Raw genomic sequence first — 22,196 nt, forward strand, 5'->3', positions numbered from 1 at the left:
CCCTCGCCGGCTTTTCAGCCGACGAGATTGGCGTTGATGAAATCGAAGTTGATGTCTTCACCCATGCCCGGCTTGTCGGAGATGTGCACGAAGCCATCTTCGTCCATCGGATCGACCAGCGCGTTCATATATTCGAAGCCGTCGTCATATTCGAGGAACGGGTGCAGCAGGCCGCGCTCGTACCACTTGGCATTCTTGGTGCAGGCCGCGACGATCAGGTTCGGTGCGCCATTTCCATGGATTTCGCAGTTCATGCCGAAGGACTCGGCCAGATGCATGCACTTCATCGCCGGGCTGATGCCACCGACGTCGTGTACGCCGGTCCGAAGGATGTCGCAGGCCTTGGAGGTGATCCATTCCGCACGGTTGAAATGCTTGCCGTGGGCGCTTTCCGGGCCAAGGACCGGGATATCGAGGTTTTCTGCGAGCCAGGCATAGGATGCCGAACTCTGTTCGTCCATCGGTTCCTCGATCCAGTCGAAACCGAGCTTTTCCAGCCCCTTGCCGAGTTCCAGCGCTTCGGTGCGCGTGTACCAGTGGAAGGCGTCGATCATCAGATGGATGTCGGGGCCAACCGCTTCACGAACGGCGGCGCAGGCCTTCAGGTCCATCTTGACGTCAGGCGCCCAGGAGACCGGCGGCATCCAGGTATGCAGCTTGATGCCCTTATAGCCGCGTTTCACCAGTTTCTCGGCAAAACGGCCATAGTCCTCCGGTGTCGCAAGGCCACCTTCCAGTTCGTCGCCGCACATGATCGAGCCGTAGGCCGGGATCTTCTCGCGGTAGCTGCCGATCAACTTGTGGACGGGCATGTTAAGCTTGCGGCCCGCTAAATCCCAAAGCGCGCAATCGACGATGGCGAGGGTACGGTCGGTGAGTTGGGCGGCACTGCCGCGCTGCCAATGGGCAAGATCCTGCCACAGCCTTTCGCGCGCGAATGGGTCCTCGCCGATCAGCACCTTCTTGACGAACTTGTCGATGACATGCGGCCGCACGATCTCCGGCGGCGCGAAGCAGTAGCCTTCGGCACCATCATCGTCGACGATCGTCAGCAGCGCCAGATGGATCTTGTGCGGCGGACCGGGGTGCGCATGGCCGGCCGTGTCCTGGTGACGGCGAGTGGTGTGGGAAAAGACCCTCACATTGACGTCTACGATCTTCACAAAATTCCTCCTGTCAGGAGCGGAGAGGAGAATCTCCGCCAATTCGCAAAATGACTTCGAACCACCGGACGGTCGCGTCTGATCCGTCTCTGCAATGGCGGCGAAGTTCAGCCGATCAGTTGTCGTCCGGGTGGCCGGCCGAGGCGAAGGCGCCTCCTTGATAGATCACGGCCGGATCCGTAGGATCCTCCTTACCAGCCGCGGCTTCGACTTCGACCCGCCATTGCACCGAACTGTCCTGCGGCTTCCATCCCAGGAAAGCTGCATTGCGGTTGTCCCACCATTGCTCGTCATTGGCCGATGCGCCGTAGACGATGGTGTGGCCGATCCTCGGCGCAGCGAAAGCCCGTTGGCAAAGAGCGAAGAAATCGCGGTAGCTCAACCAGGTTGCCAACATCCGCGTGTTGGCCGGCTTTTCGAAGCACGAACCGATCCGAACCGAGAGGGTCTCCTGGCCGAATTTCTCGAAATAGAGGCTGGCGATCGCTTCACCAAAAACCTTGGAGGCGCCGTAAAGGGAATCCGGCTTCGGAACCACCGCATTGTCGAGCCGCTCGTCGCGCCGGTAATAGCCGACCACATGGTTGGAGCTTGCAAAGACGATGCGCGGCATGCCGTTATGGCGCGCCGCCTCATAAAGATTATAGAGGCCAACGATATTGCCCTGGAGAATGAGGTCGAATTTCCTTTCGACGGAAACCCCGCCGAGATGGATGATGCCATCGACGCCTTCGACCAGCTTCGCCACACCCGTGGCATCGGCAAGGTCGCAGCGGACGAAGGTTTCCTTCTGGCCTATGTCGGCAATCTCGCTGATATCCGAAATCACGACCTGTTCGGCGATCTCTCCAAGCATCGGACGAATGGCACGTCCGACGCCGCCCGCAGCACCGGTCAACAGAACTTTCTTGAGCATCCTACCCTCGTTGACGATCGGGCGATAACCCGATGAGCCATAATGTTATCATATCTCGTATCCGCTCTCATACTATAAGGCAAGCCATGAGCGTCAATGAATTTGTTGGTCGCTTCTTGACAAAAGTGCATCATCTTACGCCTTTAGGAACGCCAACACGAAGGCCGGAGCAACCTTATTTTGAAAAGATCAGATCACACGACCTTGGAAGCGCCTGCACGCAAGGGACGCAACCTTGTCGAGACGGTCGGGCAACGTTTGCGCAGCGCAATCGCAAGGGGTGATCTCAAGCCCGGAGACAAGCTTCCCAGCGAAAGTGGCCTGACACAGCAACATCAGGTCAGCCGTACGGTCATTCGCGAAGCGATCGCCTCTCTTCGCGCGGATGGCCTCGTCGAAGTCCGGCACGGCGTCGGCGTGTTCGTACTGGCTCCCCAGTCCGGCCTTCAAAAGGGATTTCGCAGCGTCGATTCCAATCGCGTCTCGTCCATTATAGAGATGCTCGAGGTCCGCGCAGCGATCGAGATAGAAGCCGCCGGCCTGGCGGCAAGCCGTTCCTCCCCAGCGCAGCAGGAGTTGATCTTCGAGTGTCTCGACACGATGAACCGACAGATCGCGGCTGGTTTGTCGACGGTAGAGAGCGACCGCGCCTTCCATCTCGCGATTGCCGACTCCACCAATAACCCTCGCTTCCGGGAGCTGTTGGAAGCCATAGGACAGCAGATGATTCCACGCTCGCTTCTGCAGGAGGAAGACGTCGATATCTCGCCCCCGGACTATCTGTCGCAGATCCAGAGGGAGCATGCGCTTATCGCCAGGGCGATTGCCGACGGGGATGATTCGGCTGCGCGCGATGCGATGCGGACGCATCTCAAAGGAAGCCAGCAACGATATCGTGCGCTGATACGGCGTTCGTGAGAACTTTGCCGTCAAGAGATAATACAAGTATTGACTGTCATAATATGATTAGATATCCTCCGGGCAAATCAACCTGGAGGGACCCCATGTCTATGGATCCAAATGAACTGAAGCACGCGCTCGGCGCTGGCCTGCTGTCTTTCCCCGTGACTCCTTTCGGCAAGGATAGCCTCTTCAACCGCAAGGCCTATGAGCACCATGTCGGCTGGCTGGCAGGCTTTGACGCTTCGGTTCTCTTTGCCGCGGGCGGCACGGGCGAATTCTTTTCGCTCGAACCGGCGGAAATTCCGGAAATCATCGCGGCAGCCAAGGCTTCTGCCGGCAAGACGCCGATCGTGTCGGGCTGCGGCTATGGCACCCGCATCGCGGTGTCGATTGCCCAATCCGCGGAAAAGGCCGGAGCAGACGGCCTGCTTTTGCTGCCGCATTACCTGATGGATGCCAGCCAGGAAGGGCTTTACCAGCACATCAAGACCGTTTGCCAATCGGTCGGCATCGGGGTCATGGTTTATAATCGCGACAATTCGATCCTTACGGCCGAGACGCTCGCGCGGCTTTGCGACGCATGCCCCAATCTGGTCGGCTTCAAGGACGGCTCGGGCGATATCGGCCTCGTGCGCAAGATCACCGCAGTGATGGGCGACCGCCTCACCTATCTCGGCGGTATGCCGACAGCCGAACTCTTCGCCGATGCCTATCTGGGTGCCGGGGTGACGACCTATTCGTCCGCCGTCTTCAACTTCGTCCCGGCGCTTGCCCAGAAGTTCTACAAGGCGCTCCGTGCAGGGGACACGGCAGCCACCAACCGGATCCTGATCGACTTCTTCTATCCCTTCATGGAAATCCGCAATCGCCAGAAAGGCTACGCCGTCTCCGCCATCAAGGCAGGCGTCCGGTTGATGGGCTTCGATGCAGGCCCGGTTCGCGCCCCCCTGACCGATCTGACGGCCGAAGAAGTCAAGATGCTGGAGGCTCTTTGCGGGCCTTATCGCGACAACGCTCTCGGGTCGCAGGCGGCTGAATAAGCGTCCTCCTCCCCTCTCCCGGGAGCATCAGCCGGCAGGTTCGACCTGCCGGCTTTTTCATGCTCCCATGTCATTCTGCGGATGATGCAAATGAAACCGCCCGCAACCGTGGTCGCGGGCGGTTCGTCCTGGGAGGACTTTTCAGTGGCTCCGATCAGCGCTGCTTGGACACGCTGCGCAGGCGGACGGTCCAGCCGTAATGGTTCTGGTAGCCCCTGACATCCGCACGATAGACGACGCTGTCGATGACAGCCGAAATCGGCTGCAGCGCGGGAACGAGTTCCTCGTAGCGCGTCTGAATGTCCTCATACATCGCCTTCTGCTTGTCATGATCGCGCTCGACAAGCGCCTTCGCGGACATGTCGTTCAGTTGCTCGTCGTAGAAGGACGTACGCCATCCGATGATGCCGCTCAGCTTCGCATCATCGGCATTGTTCGGGTTGATGACGAGCGCGCGAAGGTTGGAATGCGGATGCGGCTCCTGCCCGCCGCCGCCACGGCCGACGATCATCTCGAACTTGCGCTCACGCATCGGACCATAGATCTGGTCGCCGGCGCCCTGCACGATTTCAGCCTTGATGCCGGCCTGGGCGAGCGTGGCCTGGATCGCCGTGGCGGCATCGGCGAAGGGCGGTTCGTTGAGCGTCAGAAGCCTGACCGAAAAGCCGTTGGGATAGCCGGCCCTGGCAAGGAGCTCCTTGGCTTTGGCCACATCGACCTTGTAATCCGGATCGGGCAGGCTGCCGATGACGCCTTCGGCGACCGGACGCAGGCGCTTCGTGCCATAGTTCGGCATGATCACCTTGTTGATACCCTCATAATCGATCAGATAACGGATCGCGAGACGGACATCCGGATTCTTGAAGCGCTCATCCTTCATGCTCACGGCAAGGAAATAAAAGCCGGAGCTTGGCGTCCTCTGAACCTCGACTTCGGGGTTCTTGCTGAGTGCCGCGATATCCGGCACGGACAAGCCGATCGCCACATCGATATCGCCTTTTTCCAGCATCAGCCGCTTGGTCTGCGATTCCGGCATGTGCCGGTAGATCACCCGCTTCATTTGCGGCTTCTCGCCCCAGTAGTCGTCGGAACGGGTCAGGATGAGCATTTCGTTGGACGACCAGCGCGTCAGACTGAACGCTCCGGAGCCGGCGGCGTTGATCTTCAGCCAGGCGGCTGCCTGATCGCCATTGGTTTCATGGCTGAGCGCCGTCTTCTTGTCGATGACGGCGCTTGCATCCGGCTTGCCGAAGATGGCGAGCGTCAATTGGGGATCGGTGGGCTGGGCCGGCCTGATGGTGATCTGATCGCCGTCCGCACTCAGGAACTGATCGATATTGTTGGCCTTGTAGCCGAAGGACGACCAGACGCCCGCGCCAACGAGGCCGAGGCTGATATTGCGCTTGATCGACCAGACGACGTCTTCCGCCGTCACGGGATTGCCCGACGTGAATTTTGCGCCTTCCCTGAGGGTGAAGGTGACAGCGCCGTCGTCCGCAATGGTCCATGCGCTTGCGAGACCGGGATTGACCTTCGTCTTGTCCACCGGATCGAGTTCGACCAGCGTGTCGTAAAGATTGGCGATGACACCGGTCGCCTCTCGTCCCGAGATCGCCGCCGGATCGAGCGTCAGGATATTGTTCATGCTCAAGCCGACCACAAGCTGGTCAGGTGGCGTATCCGCCAAAGCCACAATAGGCGCAGATAGCGTTAGCGCTGCGGCGAGAGCCACATGCTTCATCCATTTCATAGGGGTTCCTCCATTTGGGTGCTCATTTCGGGTATGACGTCACATGAGCTACAGTCTTGTATGAAGACTAAAATGGAGGCATTCGTCAATATAGACGTCGATAACGATCGAAATTTGAGTTTCCCCAGATCGGTCCGGAGCGGCTGCCGCTTCATCATCGTCGTATTTCAGGATCCTTGTCATATTATAAGTTGACGGGTACTCGGGTAGGCCTCTAAATTGCCGCCATATCGAGGAGGAATCGGGATGAAACGGCTTCTGATTACCGGGGCAGCCGGCAACATGGGCAAGGCCATGCGCCAGAGGCTGGGCCATTTGGCCGAAGTCATCCGCATCTCCGATATTGCCGATCTTGGAGAGGTCTGCTCCAACGAGGAAGCCTTTCCTTGCGATCTGGCGGATGCTGACAGGGTCAGGCAGATGGTTGAGGGATGCGACGGTATTCTGCATTTCGGCGGCATTCCCTCCGAGAATACGTTTTCCAGCATCCTCGACAGCAATATTCGCGGACTCCACAATCTGTACGAGGCAGCGCGAAGCCACGGAAAACCGCGCATCCTCTTTGCGAGCAGCAATCATACAGTAGGGTTCTATCGGCAGGACCAGTTCATCGGCATCGACCGGCCGACGAAGCCGGACGGGCTCTATGGCGCCTCGAAATGTTTCGGCGAAGGCTTGGCGCACATGTATTTCCACAAATTCGGCCAAGAGACGGCGATCGTCCGCATCGGGGCCTGCTGGCCGAAACCGACGACGGTGCGCATGTTGTCGATCTGGCTGAGCTTCGACGATATGGCATCGCTTGCCGAGCGCGTGTTCAAGGTGCCTTACCTCGGCTGCCCGACAATCTGGGGCGTTTCCGACAATCAGCCGAAATGGTGGGACAATTCCGCGTCCACCTATCTCGGCTGGGTTCCGAAGGACAGCGCGGAAATCTATCGGGCCGAACTCGAACGCGATCCGGGCGTCCCGCAAAAGGATTCCTCCCAGGCCGTGTGGCAGGGCGGCGGCTTCGTCGAGGATCCCATCTACACCGAGCCTCCCCGTTCCCCGAACCGGTAACCATCCATGAAAATCACCGATCTGCGCACGACTGCCGTCAGCCTGCCGCTTGCCGAACCGCTCGGCAACGCGACCGCGACCATTCACGAATTCTCCTGTCTGGTGGTCGATCTCATCACCGATGAGGGTTTGCGGGGAGAAAACCTGATCTTCACCATCCGGCCGGAGCAGCTGAAGCTGCTGGACGCCATGGTTCATGTCTTGCGCGATGCGGTGATCGGACGCGATCCCGACGATACGGGCGCCTTCTGGGCCGATGCCTGGCGCCGGATTAATTTCATCGGCTTTACCGGCGTCTCGATCATGGGTATCTCGGCGATCGACGGTGCCATGTGGGATATGAAGGGCCGGCGTGCCGACCTCTCTATCTCCAGACTGCTCGGCAGATGCCGGGAGCACATTCCAGCCTATGCGAGCGGCGGCCTGTGGCTGACGCAGGATATTCCTTCTCTGGTTCGACAGGCCGAAGGTTTCGTCGCGCAAGGCTTCAAAGCGATGAAGCTGCGTCTTGCCGGAAAGATCGAGATAGATATCCCGCGCGTAAAGGCAGTGCGAACGGCAATAGGCGGCGATATTGCTTTGATGGTCGATGCCAATCAGGTGCTCAGCGCCGACGAGGCGATCAAGCTTGGCCATGCGTTGGCGCCTTACGATATCGCCTGGTTCGAGGAGCCGGTCCCGGCCCATGCACTGGAGGATTCCGCCAAGGTGGCGAAGGCCCTGAAAATGCCGATCGCCTCGGGGGAAAACGAATATACCCGCTACGGTTTCCGGCGGATGATCGAAACGGGTGCGGCCTCGATCCTGATGCCCGACCTGCAGAGGGTCGGCGGCGTCACCGAATTCGCGCGCGTCGGCGCTCTCGCCGCAAGCTTCGACCTGCCGATATCCTCCCACCTTTTTCCGGAGATGAGCCTGCAACTGCTGGCGCATGTGCCCACCGCCCACTCCCTCGAGTATCTGGAGTGGTTCGCACCGCTCTATGAAGAGAAGATCGAACTACGGAACGGCGAAGCCGTCGTTCCCGATCGGCCAGGCTGGGGAATTGCTCTCGATAGAAGCGCAATTGACCGGTATGTGATTTAGGCGATGGCGCTCAGGTAACTGCGAGATAAAAACAAAAGCTTGCCCCGCTTATGTCTCGCAACGCGAGCAATCCGGGGCTATTGCCGCTGCCCCGTGGTCGCGAGCTGCCGCAACGCATCGGCGAAGATCGCCAGATCCCGGGCCGGATCGGCTGGTAACGTCGAAGCCCGGATGACGCGCCCACCGATAGCCTCGATGCCCAAATCGATCATCAGATTATCGGCCTTGCCATGATTTTCGATTGCCATGCCGTCAGGCCCGCGCGGACGGCCGCTGCTCTCATCGATGTCGAGCCCCGCATACCAGATCGACCGCACGCGGCTGCCGTAATCATCCGGGTGGTTGGTATAGGCCCAGACTTTCTTGCCGAGCGCGATCATGAAGCCGATCTCATAGACTGTGCCCGGATCGGCGCTGATCCCCCGAAACGGCGTGATGTTGGCAAGGCAGACATCCGCGCGCCGCATCGCATCTTCATTGCGCCGGTAGATCGCATCCGCGGTCAATCGCGCGACCGGCGCCTGGTTCTCGTCGCTTCCCGGACCGGTCGGCTCGAAACCGAAACTACGGGCGAGCTGGCGTTTTTCGCCCATGATCGCTCTGGCATCCGGGAGAAACACTTCCGGACCGGCAAGATAGATGGTCGGCATTTGGGTTCCTTAACGCCAGCGTTCGTTGACCGCCCGCTCGGCGCGCTGCGAGAGGGTAAAGGTGATGACCGAGACGGCGGTCGCGATGACGGAGGTCCCGAAAGCCCGCTCTGTCGCGAAATCGCCGGCTGCGGCCCGGAACATATAGCCCAATCCGCTCTGGCCCATCAGGAATTCTGCCAGCATCGCCGAAAGAACGGCCGAGGGAGCCGCAAGCCTCAGCGCGATCATCCAGTTCGGCACCGCGGCCGGCAGGACAAGGTGCCGGAAGCGCGATTTCCGCGATGCGCCGAGCACCTGAAAGAGGTCTTCCGAACCCGGCGGCAACGCCCGCATTCCGGCCGAGGTGAAAACGAAGGCCGGAAAGAAGGACACGATCACCACGATCGCCATGACCGTCTTGATGTCGTAACCAAGCAACCGTGCCACGACCGGGATCAGCGCCACGACAGGGACGGAGGAGAAGATCATCGCGAGCGGTACAAGCATTCCGGTCGCGAGCCGCGAGAACCAGCAGGCGATCGCGATCAGGCTGCCAAAAGCCATGCCGAGCAACAGCCCGCCTGCCGCCAGCGCCAGCGTCTGCACACCGTTCTTCAGATAGATGCCCGGGTTGCCGACGAGATCGACCACCACATCGAAAGGCTGCGGCATGACGATGGCGTTGAGTTCGCCCAGCGTCACCCATGTCTGCCAGAGTATAAGGATCAGCAGCACACCCCAATAGCGGTTGACTGCGGTCTTCAGGACGCCGAGCATCAGCGGTACCTCGCATAAACGAAGCGCTCGACGAGCGACATCAAACCGAAGGAAATGAGCGAACCGGCAGAAGTGATCAGCACCGCGCTCCATAGAAGCGGGATCTGGAAATTCTGCATGGCGGAGACCATCAGCAATCCAAGGCCGCGCGTCGCGCCGAACCATTCGCCGATGATCGCCCCGATGAAGGCAGCCGGTACGGCATATTTCAGCCCCGAGACCATGGCCGGCAGCGCGGCCGGCGCCTCCAGCCGGATCAGCCGGGTGAAGCGGCTCGATCCGAGCACCGTAAAGACGTCATGGTGCGCGCGCGTCGCCGCGGCAAGCCCGGACTGGGTGGCGATGAAGAGGATGAAATAGACGTTCAGCGTAGCGATCGCCATGCCCGACCATTCCTTGCTCAGAAGCACGATGAACAGCGGTGCCAGCGCGATCGACGGAATGGAATGAATGACGGAGGAAAGCCGGCCAAGCCCCTCTTTCAGCGGCGATACCAGATGGGCGACCGCCGCCAGAACGATGCCGAGCATGCCGCCTGCGACATAGCCTGCGCCAACCATCGCAAAGCTGGCGCTCGTCGCACGGACGAAAAGTGTCTGTCGCGAGGGATCAAAAAGAAAGGCAAGCACAGCCGTCAGCGGTGGCCAGGTCAGGCCTGCGAGCTGGTTGACGCCGATATATTCCCAGAGCCCCAGAAAGGCGATTATACCGATCGCACCATAGGCGAGATCCTGACCGCGGCGTTTGGAGATGCGGATCACGCGGCCACTCCCGGCTGCTCCAGCGCTTCGGTAAGTTCATCTTCCAGCTGGTGGAATTCGGCGCTGCGCATGACCTCCGGATCACGCGGCCGCCCGAACGGCACGGATACCTCTTTCAGAATGCTGCCGGGCCGGCCGGACATGACCAGGACGCGATCGGAGAGGAAGAGCGCTTCGTCGACCGAATGGGTGACGAGCAGCGTCGAAATATGCTGCTCCTGCCAGATGCGCTGCAGTTCGAGGTTCATCTGCCGTCGGGTCACGGCATCCAGTGCACCGAAGGGCTCGTCGAGCAGCAGCACATCCGGCCGCAGAACGAGCGCGCGGGCGATCGAGACGCGCTGGCGCATGCCGCCGGAAAGCTGGCTCGGCCGGGCTTTCTCAAAGCCCTTGAGGCCGACGAGCGCGATGAGCTCGGCAATGCGCGCATGATCGACCGCCCGACTGGCTATGCGAAACGGTAACTCGACATTGGCCTCGACGGAGAGCCAGGGCAGCAGCGCGTGATCCTGAAAGGCGACGCCAAGACGATGGTTGCGCGACAGCTCCTCCGGCGCCTTACCGTCGACCGTCACGCGACCGCGGCTCGGTTGTTCCAGGGCTGCGAGCATGCGAAGCAGCGTGCTCTTGCCGCAACCGGACGGGCCGATGAGCGCCACGAATTCGCCAGCGCCGATCTCCAGCCGCACATCCTCCACGGCGACGACCTTGCGGCCGTCATCCATTTCGAAATCCTTGCCGACGTGATCGAGCAGGATCGAGGTTCCGCCGCTCATGCGATCAGCCTTTCGAAACGTTCGGAAATCACCGGCATGCGCTCCTTGAGCCGCGCTTCGATGCGCTCTGCATCGACGCCGAGCAATTCGCGCTTGCGCATGACCACCTGACCGTCGACCAGAACCGTATCCACGTCGCGTCCGACGACGACGGAGGCGGCGACGAAAAGCGGGTCCTGCATCGGCTGGTGGTCCATGCTGTCGACATTGCAGAGCAGGATATCAGCCTTCTTGCCGACTTCCAGCGTACCGACCTGATCGAAGATGCCGAGCGCCCGTGCCCCGCCCTGGGTGGCGACCCTGAGCAATTCCTCCGATGAGATCGGATCTCGCCAGTGGAGCGTCGAGGAGTGGATCGCCTGCTGCGCGACCCGCGCGACCCGCGCCACCTGGAAGATGTCGAGCGTGCCGCCGCCGCCCGGACCATCGGTGCCGAGCCCGATATCGATGCCGCGCCGCCACATCTCGATCAATCGATGATGGCCGATCGAATAGTTGCCGAAGGCACAATGACAGGCAGACAGTCGGTGCTTCTGATAGAGGTCAACCTCCCGATCCGACAGAAGCACCGAGTGGGCGCAATGCAAGCGATGCGAGAGCACGCCGATGCTGTCCAGCCACTCGGTCGGACGCAGACCGAATTTCTCAGCCGTGTAGTCGATCTCGTAGCTGCCTTCGCAAAGATGGGTGTGGATCTTGACGTCCGCAGCCTTGGCTTCGGCGGCAATATCGCGGATCAGCGCCGGCGAGCAGACGATCACCTGCCGCAGCGACATCCAGGCCTTCACCCGATCGCCATCCTTCCAGCGGTTCACCAAGGAGACGTTCTTCTCCAACGCTTCGTCATGGGTGAAGAGCATGTTCGGCGGCACGGTCGCGCCGATGTTTTCCGACTGGTCGACGGTCGACTGCGAGATGAAGCCGCGGATACCGACTTCGAGCGCCGCCTTGCCCATTTCATCCGGATGCGGTCCACCCGCTTCCGCAAAGCAGGTCGTGCCGACCTGGATCATGTTCGAATAGGCGACGAGGCCTGAGAGATGCACGTCCTCCGGTTCGAGGCAGCTTTCCCATGGGATGAGATAGTTCTTCCAGACCGGCAGTTTCAGCGGCCGCTTGCGGCCGATCGCCTGGAGTTTCCCACGAAGGAGCTGCTGGCCGGTGTGGAAATGCGCGTCGATCATTCCCGGAAGCACGATCTGCCCGGAGGCGTCGATAACCTCCGAGGCGACGATCTTCGCCACCTCGGTGCCGGAGCCGATCCAGGTGATCCGGTTGCCGGAAATCGCGATCGCGCCGTCCGAGAAAACACGGTTCTCCGCATCCAGCGTCACGACATAGGCACGCCGGATCAGAATGTCGGCGCGTTCGGGTGTTGCAGTCGTCATCAATGCCTCAGTTTGCAGTCTTCTTGAGATTGGCGAGCGCTTCCAGCACCAGATCGGGAGCCGCGATTTTCGACGCGTCCGGCAGATTGGTCCGTCCGGAAGCACGGGCGGCGTCCATCATCGGTCCGGCAATGTGCTCGAGATTGATCGAGTAGATCGGAAAGTCGGGATCGCCGCCCGGCCGGTAATAGGGCGCCTGAACCTCGTTCTGGCGGGTCTGCTGCCGGATATCCAAGCCATAGTCCGCGCCATATTTCTCGACGATCAGTTTCGGGGCATAGGAGAAATCCTTCTCGTTCCTCTGCCAAGCCTCGATGATCGCCTCGATATAGGCGACCACCCGGTCGCGGTGCTCGTCGAGATATTTGCGGCTGGTGAAGGCGATGCCGGCGTAGCCTTTGAACCCGAGGTCGTCGAAGCTCCGGAAATGGAAGTCCTTGTCTTTGACGAGACCCATCTGCTCCAATGTTATGACCTGGTTGGTCGCAAAGCCGGTATAACCGTCGCCGGCCTTGGAGATGAGCGGTTCCGGCGAAAAGCCCGCAGGGACCTGTGTCCACTGATCCCTCGGCAGGCCGGCGAGCGAGAGCGTCGCTTCGATGGCCGTCTTTTCGTTCGGCCCTTGCGCCAGGATTTTCGAGCCTACGAGATCCTGCGGCTTCAGGATCGGCTTGTCCTTCAGCGAGATGATGCCGAGTGGCGAAACCTGCATCTGCGCCGCGATCAGCACATAGTCGTTACCCTTGGCGACGGCATCCAGGAAGGGCAACCAGCCCGTGAAGCCGATATCCGCGTCGCCTGCCGCCACGGAGGTCAGCGCGCTCGGCGCATTCGGCCCGCCGGGACTGATCGTGACGTCGATTCCGTGTTTCTTGAAGAGCCCGTCCTCCAGCGCGATGTACTGTTCGCCGTATTGGACGTTGCCAATCCAGCCGAGCTGGACACGTACCTTGGGCAGTTCATCGGCCAAAACCGTGCCGGCTGCGGCGACCAGCATCGCCGCGCAATAAAGCAGTTTTTTCATCTTCGATCCCTTCGCTTCAGGCCAGTTTCGCAAGCGCGTCGTCGACAACGGTCGTGTCGGCGATCTTTTCGAAGTCGGGAACGGTGCGACCGGCCGCCTTTGCGACCACGGTCATGGGGCCGGTAAAGACCGAAGGCGTCAGGGCGAAGAGCCTGGTGTCCGGCGCAGGCGCCACCAGCGGCATCTGCAGCTCGTTCTGGCGCTTCTGCTGGGCCGCGTCGAGCCCGAGATCGGCGCCATAGTTGTTCAGCACGACGTCGAGCGCCGCCTCCGGCTCCGCGACCGCTGCCTTCCAGCCCTTGATCATGCCGGCCATGTAACCGACCACTGCCGCACGGTTTTCCGTCAGATATTTGCGGGTCGTGAGATAAAGGCCCTGGGTCACGTGGTAACCCAGGTCGTCGAGCAGGGTCACGTGAAAATCCTTGCCTGCCACAAGTCCCATTTTCTCCAGCGTGATCGGCTGGTTGGTTGCAAATGCGAGGTAGGCGTCGCCGTCGCCGGCAATGAGCGGCTCCGGCGAAAACCCGGTCGGCGCAGTCGTGTAGTCATGCGGCAGGCCGGCGCCATCCAGGATCGCGTCGATGATCTGGGCATCCGACGGCTTCTGGATGAGGATCTTCATGCCGAGAATGTCCTTCGGCTTCAGCAGCGGCTTCTTCGCCATCGACATGACGGCGGCGGGGCTCTTTGCCCATTGCGCGCCGATCAGCACGAAGTCATTGCCCTTCTGAACGGCATCGATGAAGGGCAGCCAGTTTGCCGTGGCGATCTCGGCCTGGCCGGCCGAAAGCGACACCAGCGTATCCGGGGTATTGGGTCCGCCAGGCAGGAATTCCGCCTTCACCCCGAATTCTTCGAAATAGCCTCGTTCGATGCCGAGGAAGAAGCCCGAATATTGAACGTTGGATACCCAGCCGTTCGCCGTCGTGACCCTGGCCGGCCCGGCGGCGAAGGAAAATCTCGAAAACCCTGCAAAGGCGGCAGCCCCCGCCCCCATCTGTATGAAGGCACGCCGCGGCACGACGTTGGACGCGAATTTCATGGCCGATCCCCTGTTTTTTTGACCGAAAAATTTCGTGCTATGGATGTTGCTGCAAGTCTTGTAACCGACTATTACAGAAGACGATATCAAATGAAAAAATATTTACAAGAGCGAAATGGACGCCACCGTGACCTCCGATGACCTACCCTCCCTGCGGGCCGGATTGCCCGCCAATTCGGTGGTCGCGGAACGTCTCGAGGCGATCTATCCGGAACTGTCGCAGGCGCTGCGCACCTTCGCGGACTATGTCCTGAAATATCCGATGAAGGTCGCTGGCCTTTCGATCAACGATACGGTGGACATCACCGGCGTGTCGGTTGCGAGCGCCAACCGCTTCGCGCGCAAGCTCGGTTTCGATGGCTATGCGGAATTCCGCGCCGAACTGCTGCGCGGCATGGCTCCGGCAATCGAGCCGGTGGAGCGCCTGCGACGGAAGCTTTCGGAGGAATCGACGACACCGGACGTGGTCGCGGCCTCCCTGATGGAGGATATCGCCAACCTTCAAGGTTCTCTCGGCAACCTCGATCCGGAGCGGGCGGAACAAGCCGTCGACATGATCGTCAATGCGAGGCGTATCTTCGTCCTCGGCTTCGACAATGCCGCAGGCCTGGCGCTTGTCCTGACCCACCGGCTGCAGGCGATCGGCTGTGACGCGCGCACGGTGGAAAGCGGTGCCGGCTCGCTTTCGGTTGCGCGCCATCTCTCCGGGCTTGGTCCGGAAGACCTTGTGATTTCCATCGCCTTTCCGCGTTACTTGCGGGACACAGTGTCGATGACGCGCTTTGCCCACCAGCACGACATTCCAATGCTCGTCGTGACGGACAGCCAGACCTCGCCGATCGCCAAGCTCGGGAAGGTGGTCGTCTACGCCCATGCCCGCCGCAGCTTCTCCTCGACGTCGGATGCCGCCGTGCTTGCCGTGCTCGAAGCGCTCGCTGCCGGCGTCGCCAACAAGAAACCCGGAGCCGCCAATGCCGCTCAGCGTTTTGCCGACATGGGTTTTTATTGGTTCGCCTATCCCGAAGAGGAGGAGAAGGCGGCGACACGCAAGGTTTCGAAACCCGACAGGAAGGACGTTCCATGACCAAGCCCTGCCGTATCATCCTCGATGTGGATACCGGCATCGATGCCCTTGCGATCGTCTATGCACTCGCCCATCCGGATATTGCGCTGGAGGCCGTGACGACCGTTTACGGCAATATCAATGTGGACATGGCAACGGCCAACACGCTCGGGCTGCTCGAAGCGGCCGGGCGGTCCGACATTCCGGTGGCGGCGGGCGCCAAACGCTCGCTCACCCGGCCCTATAACAAGACCGCCAGCCGCATCCACGGTCCGAACGGCTTCGGCGGCATCGCATTGCCGAAGCCAAGAGTTGCCGCCCGCGACATCTGGGGACCGGATCTGCTGATCGAGATGGCGCGCGCCAATCCGGGCGAGATCACGCTGGTGCCGGTCGGGCCGATGACCAACGTGGCGCAGGCATTGATGAAGGCGCCGGAGATCGCCACCCTCTTCAAAGGTATCGTGCTGATGGGCGGCACGATCTGGCATCCGGGCGTGCCACGTATCCCAAGCCCTGTGGCCGATGCCAATTTCTTCAACGATCCGGAGGCTGCCCGCATCGTGCTGCAGTCGGGAGCGAAGATCACCATGGTCGGCATGGACGTGACGATGAAGACGCTCTTCACGGAACCCATGATGGACCGGATTGAAAGCGAGGGCGGCCTTGCGTCACGCAAATGCGCCGACGCGAGCCGTTTCTACCTTGCGGCCTATCGAGAGCAATACCCGGACATTACCGGCTGCGCGCTGCATGACCCGCTTGCCGTCGCGACTGCTCTCGACCCGAGCCTTGTTACAGTCGAGCCGATGCAAGTGGATGTCGAATGCGCCGGCGAACTCTCCCGGGGCCAGGTCATCCCCGACCGCCGCAGGACCGGTACGACCGTGCCGAATGCCGATATCTGCATCGACGTCGATGTCGATCGCTTTGTCCCGGGCTTCGTCGACACGCTTTGCGGATTTCGTCCCTGACGTTTGTGGCGTAAAAATTTAAAGTGGAGCATTATAGACAAGATTAATCGGGAAGATTAGGAATGCCCCCCGACGCAGCAACCAATCGGGGACGGATCATGGTTCCGCTTATTCGCATTGCCTCTCGCGGCCTTCTCGCCGCAGCATTCTCCGGCCTGTTGGCCCCCGGCGCCGGAGCGCAGGAGATCGTTTTCAAGGACCAGGAAAACCGTGAAGTCCGCCTCGCGAAAGCGGCCGGGCGCATCGTCTCGATCGTCATCCCGATGGCCTCGACCGTCATCGCGCTGGACGGCTCGACCAAGAAGCTCGTCGGCATGAACCCGACTGCCAAGAGTGCCGTGCTGGAGGGCATTCTCGGCAAGATCTTCCCGGAAGCGAAGGATATTCCCTCGGACGTGACCGCGCCGAATTTCGTGCCGAACGTCGAGGCGCTGACCGCCACCAATCCCGATCTCGTCATCCAGTGGGGCGGTCGCGGCCACGATATCGTCGCGCCGATCACCAATGCCGGCCTCAATGCCATGCTGATCCTCTACGGCACGGAAGAACTGACCCGCGAGTATATGGCAATCACCGCCAAGGCGCTCGGCAAGCCGGAACGCATCGTCGAACTGGTCGAATGGCGCGACAAGGTCCAGAAGGACATCGAGGCGAAGACGAAAGCCATCCCCCAAGACAGGCGGCCGAGCGTCCTTTACGTCGGTCGCGCACTATCCGACATCAGCGCCTCCGGGACCAAGGGGAATTACAATGCTTGGTATATCGAGCTCGCCGGCGGCAAGAATGCCTCGGCCGAGCTTAACGGCACGGTTTCCATCAACAAGGAACAGATCGCCGAGTGGGATCCGGAAGTCATCTTCCTGAATGCCTTTGAGGCCAAGCTCGACGTCAGCTGGATCTATAACGACCCTATCCTGTCGCTCACCAAGGCAGCGAAGAACAAGCGCGTCTACAAGATGCCGCTCGGCGGCTATCGCTGGGATCCGCCGAACCAGGAATCGCCGCTTTCCTGGATGTGGTCGGCCAATCTCATCCAGCCGGACGTCTTCAAATACGACCTGCGGTCCGAGATGAAGACCTATTACAAGATGCTCTACAATTACGAGCTCACCGATGCGGATATCGACGGCATCCTGTGGGTGAGGGAACAGGGCGACGCGGCCAATTACGCCCAGTTCAAGGCGAAGTAGACGATGGCGGCCCTGACAGAGGACGGGCCGGCGATGGCTGTCCGCCGGTCGCGGATTGCGCGGCAGACGCTGGTCTTCGCCGGATTGCTGGCGCTGTTTGCGATTGCTTTCGTGATCAGCCTCTGCGTCGGCCGCTTCTCGGTTCCGGCCGGACGGGCGTTGGAGCTGATCTGGCTCGGCATCACCGACCCCACTCGCGAGCTCGGTGCGATCGACGAACGCATCGTGCTCCTCGTCCGCGCGCCGCGCGTCGTGCTTGCCGCCCTTGCCGGTGCGGGACTGGCACTCTCAGGCGCAGCCCTGCAGGGCGTCTTCCGCAACCCGCTCGTCTCGCCGGACATTCTCGGCATTTCGCAGGGTGCGGCCTTCGGCGGCGCGCTCGGCATCATGCTCGGCATCTGGGGCCTGCCGCTGATCGGCCTGGTCTTCGTCTCGGGCCTCGTCGCTCTCATCCTCGTCGGCATGCTGTCGCGCGTCAACGGCCGCACCGAGACCGTCACCGTCATCCTCTGCGGACTGGTGGTCAGTTCGATGTTTTCGGCAGTCGTCTCGCTCTTACAGTTCGTGGCCGACCCGAACACCTCGCTGCCTGCGATCGTCTATTGGCTGATGGGCTCGTTCGCCACCGCCACCTGGGAGCGCACGTTGATCGCGGCACCCGGCCTCATCATAGGCGGTGTATTACGAGGTGACGACGCCCGGCCGCATGATCATCACCAGCCTCGATCCATGCTTCCATCACGGATCGCATTTCATGCCGGCGACGACGCGTTTCCTGGATGGCTTCCTGCCATGGATGCGCGAGGAGCTGGACGGAGCAAAAGCAAAATGACCGACACGATCGACATTCTGGAAGGCGGCAAGCCGCTTTCCTACACCTATGCCGACCTCATGCATTTCCACGGTTTCGGCTTTCCGGGCGGCGTGGCGCATGCTTTCAAAGTGATGCAGCGAGCCATGCCGCTCTTGAGCCCCGACAGCCCGCCGGAACGTCGGGAGATCGTCGTCCGGACCGCCTTCCGAGGCCCCGGCGGCCGCGACGCGTTCGAAATGGTGACGCGCGGTCTCACCGAAGGCCGCTATACGGTCGATCCGACGCTTGAAAAGCCGGAACGTGGCGACATTCTGCAGCGCTATGTTTTCGAGCTCACCTATCGCGGCAAGACGGTCACCTTGCAGCTCAAGGACGGGCATGTGCGGGAAGAGTTCATCCGCCTCGGACAAAAGCAGGACCGCAGCCGGCAAGAGGAAGAGCGCCTTACCTACCTGAAGCAGGAAATGGCCGACCGGCTGCTCTTGGCTCCGGCCGGCGAGGTCTATGAGGAGGCCCGAGGACCTCTTAGGACTTGAACAGGGTCCTGAACTTTGTTGGCTGGCAGCGGAGATATTGCGGTGCTGGCTTTACCTGAGCGCCGAGCTCCGCCGCGGCATGCCAGGGCCAGCGCGGGTCATAGAGAACAGTCCGAGCGAGCGCGATGATATCCGCGTCACCCGTTGCGACGATCGCTTCCGCCTGGGTCGGCTCGGTAATCAGGCCGACCGCCACGACTGGCATCTTCACCGCGGCCTTGACGGCGCGGGCGAGCGGCACCTGATAGCTGGGGCCGAGCGGGATCTTCTGTTCGATATGCAGCCCCCCGCTTGACACGTGGATCGCGTCGCATCCCTTCTCCTCCAGCATTTTTGCAAACGCCACGGTCTCTTCGATATTCAGGCCGTTTTCCATCCAATCGGTCGCCGAGACGCGCACCGTTACCGCTTTGTCGGACGGGAAAGCCTGGCGCACCGCTTCGAAGACCTCCAGCGGGAAGCGTGCACGATTTTCCAGCGAGCCGCCATATCCGTCGGTGCGCTGGTTGGAGAGCGGCGACAGGAATTCGTGCAGAAGATAACCGTGCGCCGCATGGATCTGGATCGCGTCGAGGCCGATCCGCGCAGCCCGCACGGCAGATGCCGCAAAGGCATCGCGGATGCGCTTCAGGCCCTCCTTGTCGAGCGCGGCCGGTGCGACGTATTTCGGGTTGAACGGGATCGCCGAGGGCGCCACGGTCTGCCAGCCGTTGGGATGGTCGGGCGCGATCTGCCCGCCGCCGAACCAGGGCTTGTCGGTCGAGGCCTTGCGGCCGGCATGGGCGAGCTGGATCGAGATCGGCATGTCCGACCACTTGCGGATGCCTTCGATCACCCGGGCCATCGCCTTTTCGGTGGCGTCATCATAAAGCCCGACATCGGCATAGGTGATGCGGCCATCCGGTGTGACGCCCGTCGCCTCGATCGTCAACAACGCCGCGCCGGAAAGGGCGAGCTGGCCGAGATGGATGAGATGCCAGTCGGTCATGCAGCCGTCTTCGGCCGAATACTGGCACATGGGCGCGATGACGATGCGGTTTTCGAGTTCGAGATTGCGGACGCGAAAGGGCGTGAAAAGTACGGGCTGGGCCATGTCGGATTCCTTTGCGATCGGTGGCGTCAGATGGGAGGATGGGTTGGCGCCGGGACCGGTTCTCGCTTTTTGGCAAATCGCGCCCGGCGCTTCAAGTCACGCTCGGGAGAACGGCCATTACCAGACCACCGGATGCGTCTTGCCAGTCAGCACGTTGACGAAACCTTCCGGTGCCCGCTCGGACGGCGCGACCAGCACCCAGCGCCAGGGCGAGCAGGTGAGCGTCGCAAACGATAGGCGTTCCGGAAAGCCCGGCCACCAGCGCGGCGAAAAGGTCGGCTCGTACATCCAGTCGATCGTCTCTCCGGCCTTGTAAAGCGCCTGCATCTCCGCATCGAGCTCTTCGGCCACACGCGCCGTCATCAGCCCGCCCACTTCATAATGGACACGCGCGAGCACCTTTCCGCCGGAAACCAGGACCCAGCCGCCCTGCTGCGCCTTGAGCTCGTTGGCGACCATGGCCATGGCATCGTCCGACGAGCCGACGACCCAGATATTGTGCTTGTCATGGCCGAGCGTCGAGCCGAGCGCCGTATCGGGCGTGCGCGGTCCGGTGCCGAGCCAGAACATTTTCGACACCTTCGCCTCTCCGGAAAACCGGTCGACGATCGCAAACTTCGTGACGTTGCGGTCGTGGTCGCGCTGCACCGCGCCATCCCTGACCGGCAGTTCCATGGTGATGAAGTCGTCCGACCAATGGAAAGGGCGAAGCAAGGCGGCATTGGCCGTGGCGCGGCCCGCCGGGGCCTCGATGCGGAAATCGGCGGCAGTGACCTTGCGATCGATCGTCACCGTCTTCGTCGCCCAATCCGGCCAGTCGATCTTCGGCAGTGCTCCGGTGAAGCGTTTGCCTTCCGAGACCTGCCGGCCATCGGCCCAGACCTTGGCTATCGACAGTTTCTGCATGTCATCCAGCAGCACGATATCCGCGAACCGTCCAGGCGCGATCGAGCCCACCCAGGGCGTCAGCCGCATGTGCCGCGCCGGATTGAGCGTCACGCATTGGATGGCGATCTCCGGCTGCAGTCCGTTCTCGATCGCAAGCCGGACATTATAGTCCGTCGCCCCCATCTTCAGCGTATCGGAAGCACTGCGGTCGTCGGTGACGAAGGCGACCTGCGACCAGTCGGCGAGCTTCTTGTCGATGAGGCCGCGGACGACCTCGGGCAGGGAATGCGGCCGAAGCTCGATGAACAGCCCGTGCTGCAGCTTCTGCCAGATTTCGTCGATGAACCAGCCTTCGTGGTCGGAGGCGAGGCCCGCGGCGGCAAACGCGTTGATCGACGGCAGGTCACGCAAGCCCGCGCCATGGCCTTCCACCACCCCACGCTGCTCGAACGTGGCGCCGATCATGCCCCAGAGCCGGTCGTAGGAGGGGTTTGCGGGATCGGAGATCGACGGCCAGTCCATCACTTCGTCGAGGCCGGCGACCATCAGGCTTTCGCCGAGGAACCGCTTCTGCTCGTCGTAGCCGAAATAGCCGCCGCCCCATTCATAGGCCGTCGGCGGCACGGCCGAACCCGGCAGCGGAAAGATCTTCATCGGCGAGCCGCGGCGGCGGGCAGTCAGCCAGAATTCCAGGTTCCGAGCGCCGTTAACGTTGGAGAATTCGTGGCTCGCCTCGCAGATCCAGGTTACGCCATGCGGCATTACAAGAGCCGCTTCCCATTCCGGCGTCAGATGCGAGCTTTCGATATGCTTGTGTGCCTCGCCAAAACCCGGCACCGCAAGGAGGTCCGGTTCATGCACCCGCTCGGCGACCTCGCCCGTGTAGCTGCCGGCCGGCCCGACATAGGCAATGCGGCGGCCCTTGATGACGATATCCTGGTCATCGAGCCAGGTGCGGCTATGGACGTCGAGCAGCCTGCCCACGCGGAGCAGCCGATCGGCGGGGCGCTTGCCGAGTGCCGTCAGCACGAGATCCTGCCGGATGCGCACCTCGTCGGCGGCGTTGATCAGCAGGTCGTCGGGAAGAGTGTCGGGCGCGCTCACCATGGCTGTTGCCTTTAAGAAGAAGAACCGAAAGTTCGCCGGAACCTAGAGACGACGGATCGGCGTGTAAAGCGATGGAACCCGACTCTTAAAATCGGTCAATGCCTAATTGTTGGGCTTGCGGGCGAACCGTTCAAAAAATAGTATCCCCTCAATTCCCGGGGGCGCGCCCAGGGGAGCGTCAACGCCGCTTTTGAAAAAGGATAATGCC

At 61.4% G+C, this 22,196-nt stretch carries 19 protein-coding genes and 1 pseudogene; 8 read left to right on the plus strand and 12 right to left on the minus strand.

The genetic code is table 11. From position 1 onward, the window contains the following. Positions 1 to 14: 14 nt before the first annotated feature. Together ACMGE0_RS17370 and ACMGE0_RS17375 are read right to left on the minus strand one after the other, a co-directional pair. Entirely contained in the window at positions 15 to 1,163 is a 1,149-nt protein-coding gene (locus ACMGE0_RS17370; RefSeq protein ID WP_436817125.1) for a mandelate racemase family protein, read from the minus strand. Positions 1,164 to 1,278: 115 nt separating this feature from the next. Next, complete coding sequence (locus ACMGE0_RS17375) at positions 1,279 to 2,079, minus strand: NAD-dependent epimerase/dehydratase family protein (RefSeq protein ID WP_436817126.1); 801 nt, start codon at positions 2,077 to 2,079, stop codon at positions 1,279 to 1,281. A 258-nt stretch (positions 2,080 to 2,337) separates the two neighbouring features. On the opposite strand from ACMGE0_RS17375, the gene ACMGE0_RS17380 reads away from it, so the two are divergent. Both ACMGE0_RS17380 and kdgD read left to right on the plus strand, forming a co-directional pair. Beyond that, the gene (locus tag ACMGE0_RS17380) at positions 2,338 to 2,997 is read left to right on the plus strand and encodes a FadR/GntR family transcriptional regulator (RefSeq protein ID WP_436817211.1); all 660 of its coding nucleotides are present in this window, start codon (positions 2,338 to 2,340) and stop codon (positions 2,995 to 2,997) included. 92 nt (positions 2,998 to 3,089) lie between these two features. Further along, positions 3,090 to 4,022: a 5-dehydro-4-deoxyglucarate dehydratase gene (gene kdgD, locus ACMGE0_RS17385; protein ID WP_436817212.1), complete on the plus strand. Its 933-nt coding sequence runs from the start codon at positions 3,090 to 3,092 to the stop codon at positions 4,020 to 4,022. A 154-nt stretch (positions 4,023 to 4,176) separates the two neighbouring features. Here the strand turns inward: kdgD and ACMGE0_RS17390 are convergent, their stop codons facing one another. Further along, a complete protein-coding gene (locus ACMGE0_RS17390) occupies positions 4,177 to 5,763 on the minus strand; it encodes an ABC transporter substrate-binding protein (RefSeq protein WP_436817213.1) in 1,587 nt (528 codons plus the stop codon). Positions 5,764 to 6,018: 255 nt separating this feature from the next. Here ACMGE0_RS17390 and ACMGE0_RS17395 point away from each other — a divergent pair, with 255 nt between their 5' ends. Together ACMGE0_RS17395 and ACMGE0_RS17400 are read left to right on the plus strand one after the other, a co-directional pair. Further along, a complete protein-coding gene (locus ACMGE0_RS17395) occupies positions 6,019 to 6,834 on the plus strand; it encodes an NAD-dependent epimerase/dehydratase family protein (RefSeq protein WP_436817127.1) in 816 nt (271 codons plus the stop codon). Between the two features lie 6 nt (positions 6,835 to 6,840). Next, positions 6,841 to 7,920, plus strand: a complete 1,080-nt coding sequence (locus ACMGE0_RS17400) for a mandelate racemase/muconate lactonizing enzyme family protein (RefSeq protein WP_436817128.1) — start codon at positions 6,841 to 6,843, stop codon at positions 7,918 to 7,920. 77 nt (positions 7,921 to 7,997) lie between these two features. On the opposite strand, the gene ACMGE0_RS17405 is transcribed toward ACMGE0_RS17400, so the two are convergent. The 7 genes from ACMGE0_RS17405 to ACMGE0_RS17435 are packed head-to-tail and all read right to left on the minus strand — an operon-like array spanning position 7,998 to position 14,323. After that, positions 7,998 to 8,570, minus strand: coding sequence for a nucleoside 2-deoxyribosyltransferase (locus ACMGE0_RS17405; RefSeq protein ID WP_436817129.1), 573 nt, complete (start codon positions 8,568 to 8,570; stop codon positions 7,998 to 8,000). Between the two features lie 9 nt (positions 8,571 to 8,579). Continuing rightward, positions 8,580 to 9,329, minus strand: coding sequence for an ABC transporter permease (locus ACMGE0_RS17410; protein WP_436817130.1), 750 nt, complete (start codon positions 9,327 to 9,329; stop codon positions 8,580 to 8,582). Beyond that, positions 9,329 to 10,090: an ABC transporter permease gene (locus tag ACMGE0_RS17415; RefSeq protein WP_436817131.1), complete on the minus strand. Its 762-nt coding sequence runs from the start codon at positions 10,088 to 10,090 to the stop codon at positions 9,329 to 9,331. Before ACMGE0_RS17415 ends, ACMGE0_RS17410 begins: the two co-directional genes overlap by 1 nt. Continuing rightward, the gene (locus ACMGE0_RS17420; RefSeq protein WP_436817132.1) at positions 10,087 to 10,866 is read right to left on the minus strand and encodes an ABC transporter ATP-binding protein; all 780 of its coding nucleotides are present in this window, start codon (positions 10,864 to 10,866) and stop codon (positions 10,087 to 10,089) included. The genes ACMGE0_RS17415 and ACMGE0_RS17420 overlap by 4 nt, the downstream gene beginning before the upstream one ends. Continuing rightward, a complete protein-coding gene (locus ACMGE0_RS17425; protein ID WP_436817133.1) occupies positions 10,863 to 12,254 on the minus strand; it encodes an amidohydrolase family protein in 1,392 nt (463 codons plus the stop codon). Before ACMGE0_RS17425 ends, ACMGE0_RS17420 begins: the two co-directional genes overlap by 4 nt. Before the next feature lie 7 nt (positions 12,255 to 12,261). Further along, positions 12,262 to 13,278: an ABC transporter substrate-binding protein gene (locus tag ACMGE0_RS17430; RefSeq protein WP_436817134.1), complete on the minus strand. Its 1,017-nt coding sequence runs from the start codon at positions 13,276 to 13,278 to the stop codon at positions 12,262 to 12,264. 16 nt (positions 13,279 to 13,294) lie between these two features. Continuing rightward, positions 13,295 to 14,323 carry an ABC transporter substrate-binding protein gene (locus ACMGE0_RS17435; protein ID WP_436817135.1) on the minus strand — a complete coding sequence of 343 codons (1,029 nt, stop codon included), beginning with the start codon at positions 14,321 to 14,323 and terminating at the stop codon, positions 13,295 to 13,297. 127 nt (positions 14,324 to 14,450) lie between these two features. Here ACMGE0_RS17435 and ACMGE0_RS17440 point away from each other — a divergent pair, with 127 nt between their 5' ends. The 4 genes and pseudogenes from ACMGE0_RS17440 to ACMGE0_RS17455 all read left to right on the plus strand — a co-directional run. Beyond that, a complete protein-coding gene (locus tag ACMGE0_RS17440) occupies positions 14,451 to 15,407 on the plus strand; it encodes a MurR/RpiR family transcriptional regulator (RefSeq protein ID WP_436817136.1) in 957 nt (318 codons plus the stop codon). Continuing rightward, on the plus strand, positions 15,404 to 16,360 hold the full coding sequence (locus tag ACMGE0_RS17445; RefSeq protein WP_436817137.1) for a nucleoside hydrolase: 957 nt from the start codon (positions 15,404 to 15,406) through the stop codon (positions 16,358 to 16,360). The genes ACMGE0_RS17440 and ACMGE0_RS17445 overlap by 4 nt, the downstream gene beginning before the upstream one ends. Positions 16,361 to 16,458: 98 nt before the next feature. After that, a complete protein-coding gene (locus ACMGE0_RS17450) occupies positions 16,459 to 17,550 on the plus strand; it encodes an ABC transporter substrate-binding protein (RefSeq protein WP_436817138.1) in 1,092 nt (363 codons plus the stop codon). A 33-nt stretch (positions 17,551 to 17,583) separates the two neighbouring features. After that, positions 17,584 to 18,168, plus strand: a pseudogene (locus tag ACMGE0_RS17455) (iron chelate uptake ABC transporter family permease subunit); the annotation flags it as partial. 721 nt (positions 18,169 to 18,889) lie between these two features. Here the strand turns inward: ACMGE0_RS17455 and ACMGE0_RS17460 are convergent. Together ACMGE0_RS17460 and ACMGE0_RS17465 are read right to left on the minus strand one after the other, a co-directional pair. Continuing rightward, positions 18,890 to 19,993 carry an NADH:flavin oxidoreductase/NADH oxidase gene (locus ACMGE0_RS17460; RefSeq protein WP_436817139.1) on the minus strand — a complete coding sequence of 368 codons (1,104 nt, stop codon included), beginning with the start codon at positions 19,991 to 19,993 and terminating at the stop codon, positions 18,890 to 18,892. Between the two features lie 117 nt (positions 19,994 to 20,110). Further along, positions 20,111 to 21,988, minus strand: coding sequence for an adenine deaminase (locus tag ACMGE0_RS17465; protein WP_436817140.1), 1,878 nt, complete (start codon positions 21,986 to 21,988; stop codon positions 20,111 to 20,113). Positions 21,989 to 22,196 lie beyond the last annotated feature (208 nt).

Source organism: Neorhizobium descurainiae (assembly GCF_051400715.1).
Classification (GTDB): domain Bacteria; phylum Pseudomonadota; class Alphaproteobacteria; order Rhizobiales; family Rhizobiaceae; genus Neorhizobium.

Bases quoted from the DNA above. Each gene is read 5' to 3' on its own strand.
- ACMGE0_RS17375 (WP_436817126.1), bottom strand. From the start codon at position 2,079: ATGCTCAAGAAAGTTCTGTTGACCGGTGCTGCGGGCGGCGTCGGACGT.
- kdgD (WP_436817212.1), top strand. From the start codon at position 3,090: ATGGATCCAAATGAACTGAAGCACGCGCTCGGCGCTGGCCTGCTGTCT.
- ACMGE0_RS17390 (WP_436817213.1), bottom strand. From the start codon at position 5,763: ATGAAGCATGTGGCTCTCGCCGCAGCGCTAACGCTATCTGCGCCTATT.
- ACMGE0_RS17395 (WP_436817127.1), top strand. From the start codon at position 6,019: ATGAAACGGCTTCTGATTACCGGGGCAGCCGGCAACATGGGCAAGGCC.
- ACMGE0_RS17400 (WP_436817128.1), top strand. From the start codon at position 6,841: ATGAAAATCACCGATCTGCGCACGACTGCCGTCAGCCTGCCGCTTGCC.
- ACMGE0_RS17405 (WP_436817129.1), bottom strand. From the start codon at position 8,570: ATGCCGACCATCTATCTTGCCGGTCCGGAAGTGTTTCTCCCGGATGCC.
- ACMGE0_RS17410 (WP_436817130.1), bottom strand. From the start codon at position 9,329: ATGCTCGGCGTCCTGAAGACCGCAGTCAACCGCTATTGGGGTGTGCTG.
- ACMGE0_RS17420 (WP_436817132.1), bottom strand. From the start codon at position 10,866: ATGAGCGGCGGAACCTCGATCCTGCTCGATCACGTCGGCAAGGATTTC.
- ACMGE0_RS17425 (WP_436817133.1), bottom strand. From the start codon at position 12,254: ATGACGACTGCAACACCCGAACGCGCCGACATTCTGATCCGGCGTGCC.
- ACMGE0_RS17430 (WP_436817134.1), bottom strand. From the start codon at position 13,278: ATGAAAAAACTGCTTTATTGCGCGGCGATGCTGGTCGCCGCAGCCGGC.
- ACMGE0_RS17435 (WP_436817135.1), bottom strand. From the start codon at position 14,323: ATGAAATTCGCGTCCAACGTCGTGCCGCGGCGTGCCTTCATACAGATG.
- ACMGE0_RS17445 (WP_436817137.1), top strand. From the start codon at position 15,404: ATGACCAAGCCCTGCCGTATCATCCTCGATGTGGATACCGGCATCGAT.
- ACMGE0_RS17450 (WP_436817138.1), top strand. From the start codon at position 16,459: ATGGTTCCGCTTATTCGCATTGCCTCTCGCGGCCTTCTCGCCGCAGCA.
- ACMGE0_RS17460 (WP_436817139.1), bottom strand. From the start codon at position 19,993: ATGGCCCAGCCCGTACTTTTCACGCCCTTTCGCGTCCGCAATCTCGAA.
- ACMGE0_RS17465 (WP_436817140.1), bottom strand. From the start codon at position 21,988: ATGGTGAGCGCGCCCGACACTCTTCCCGACGACCTGCTGATCAACGCC.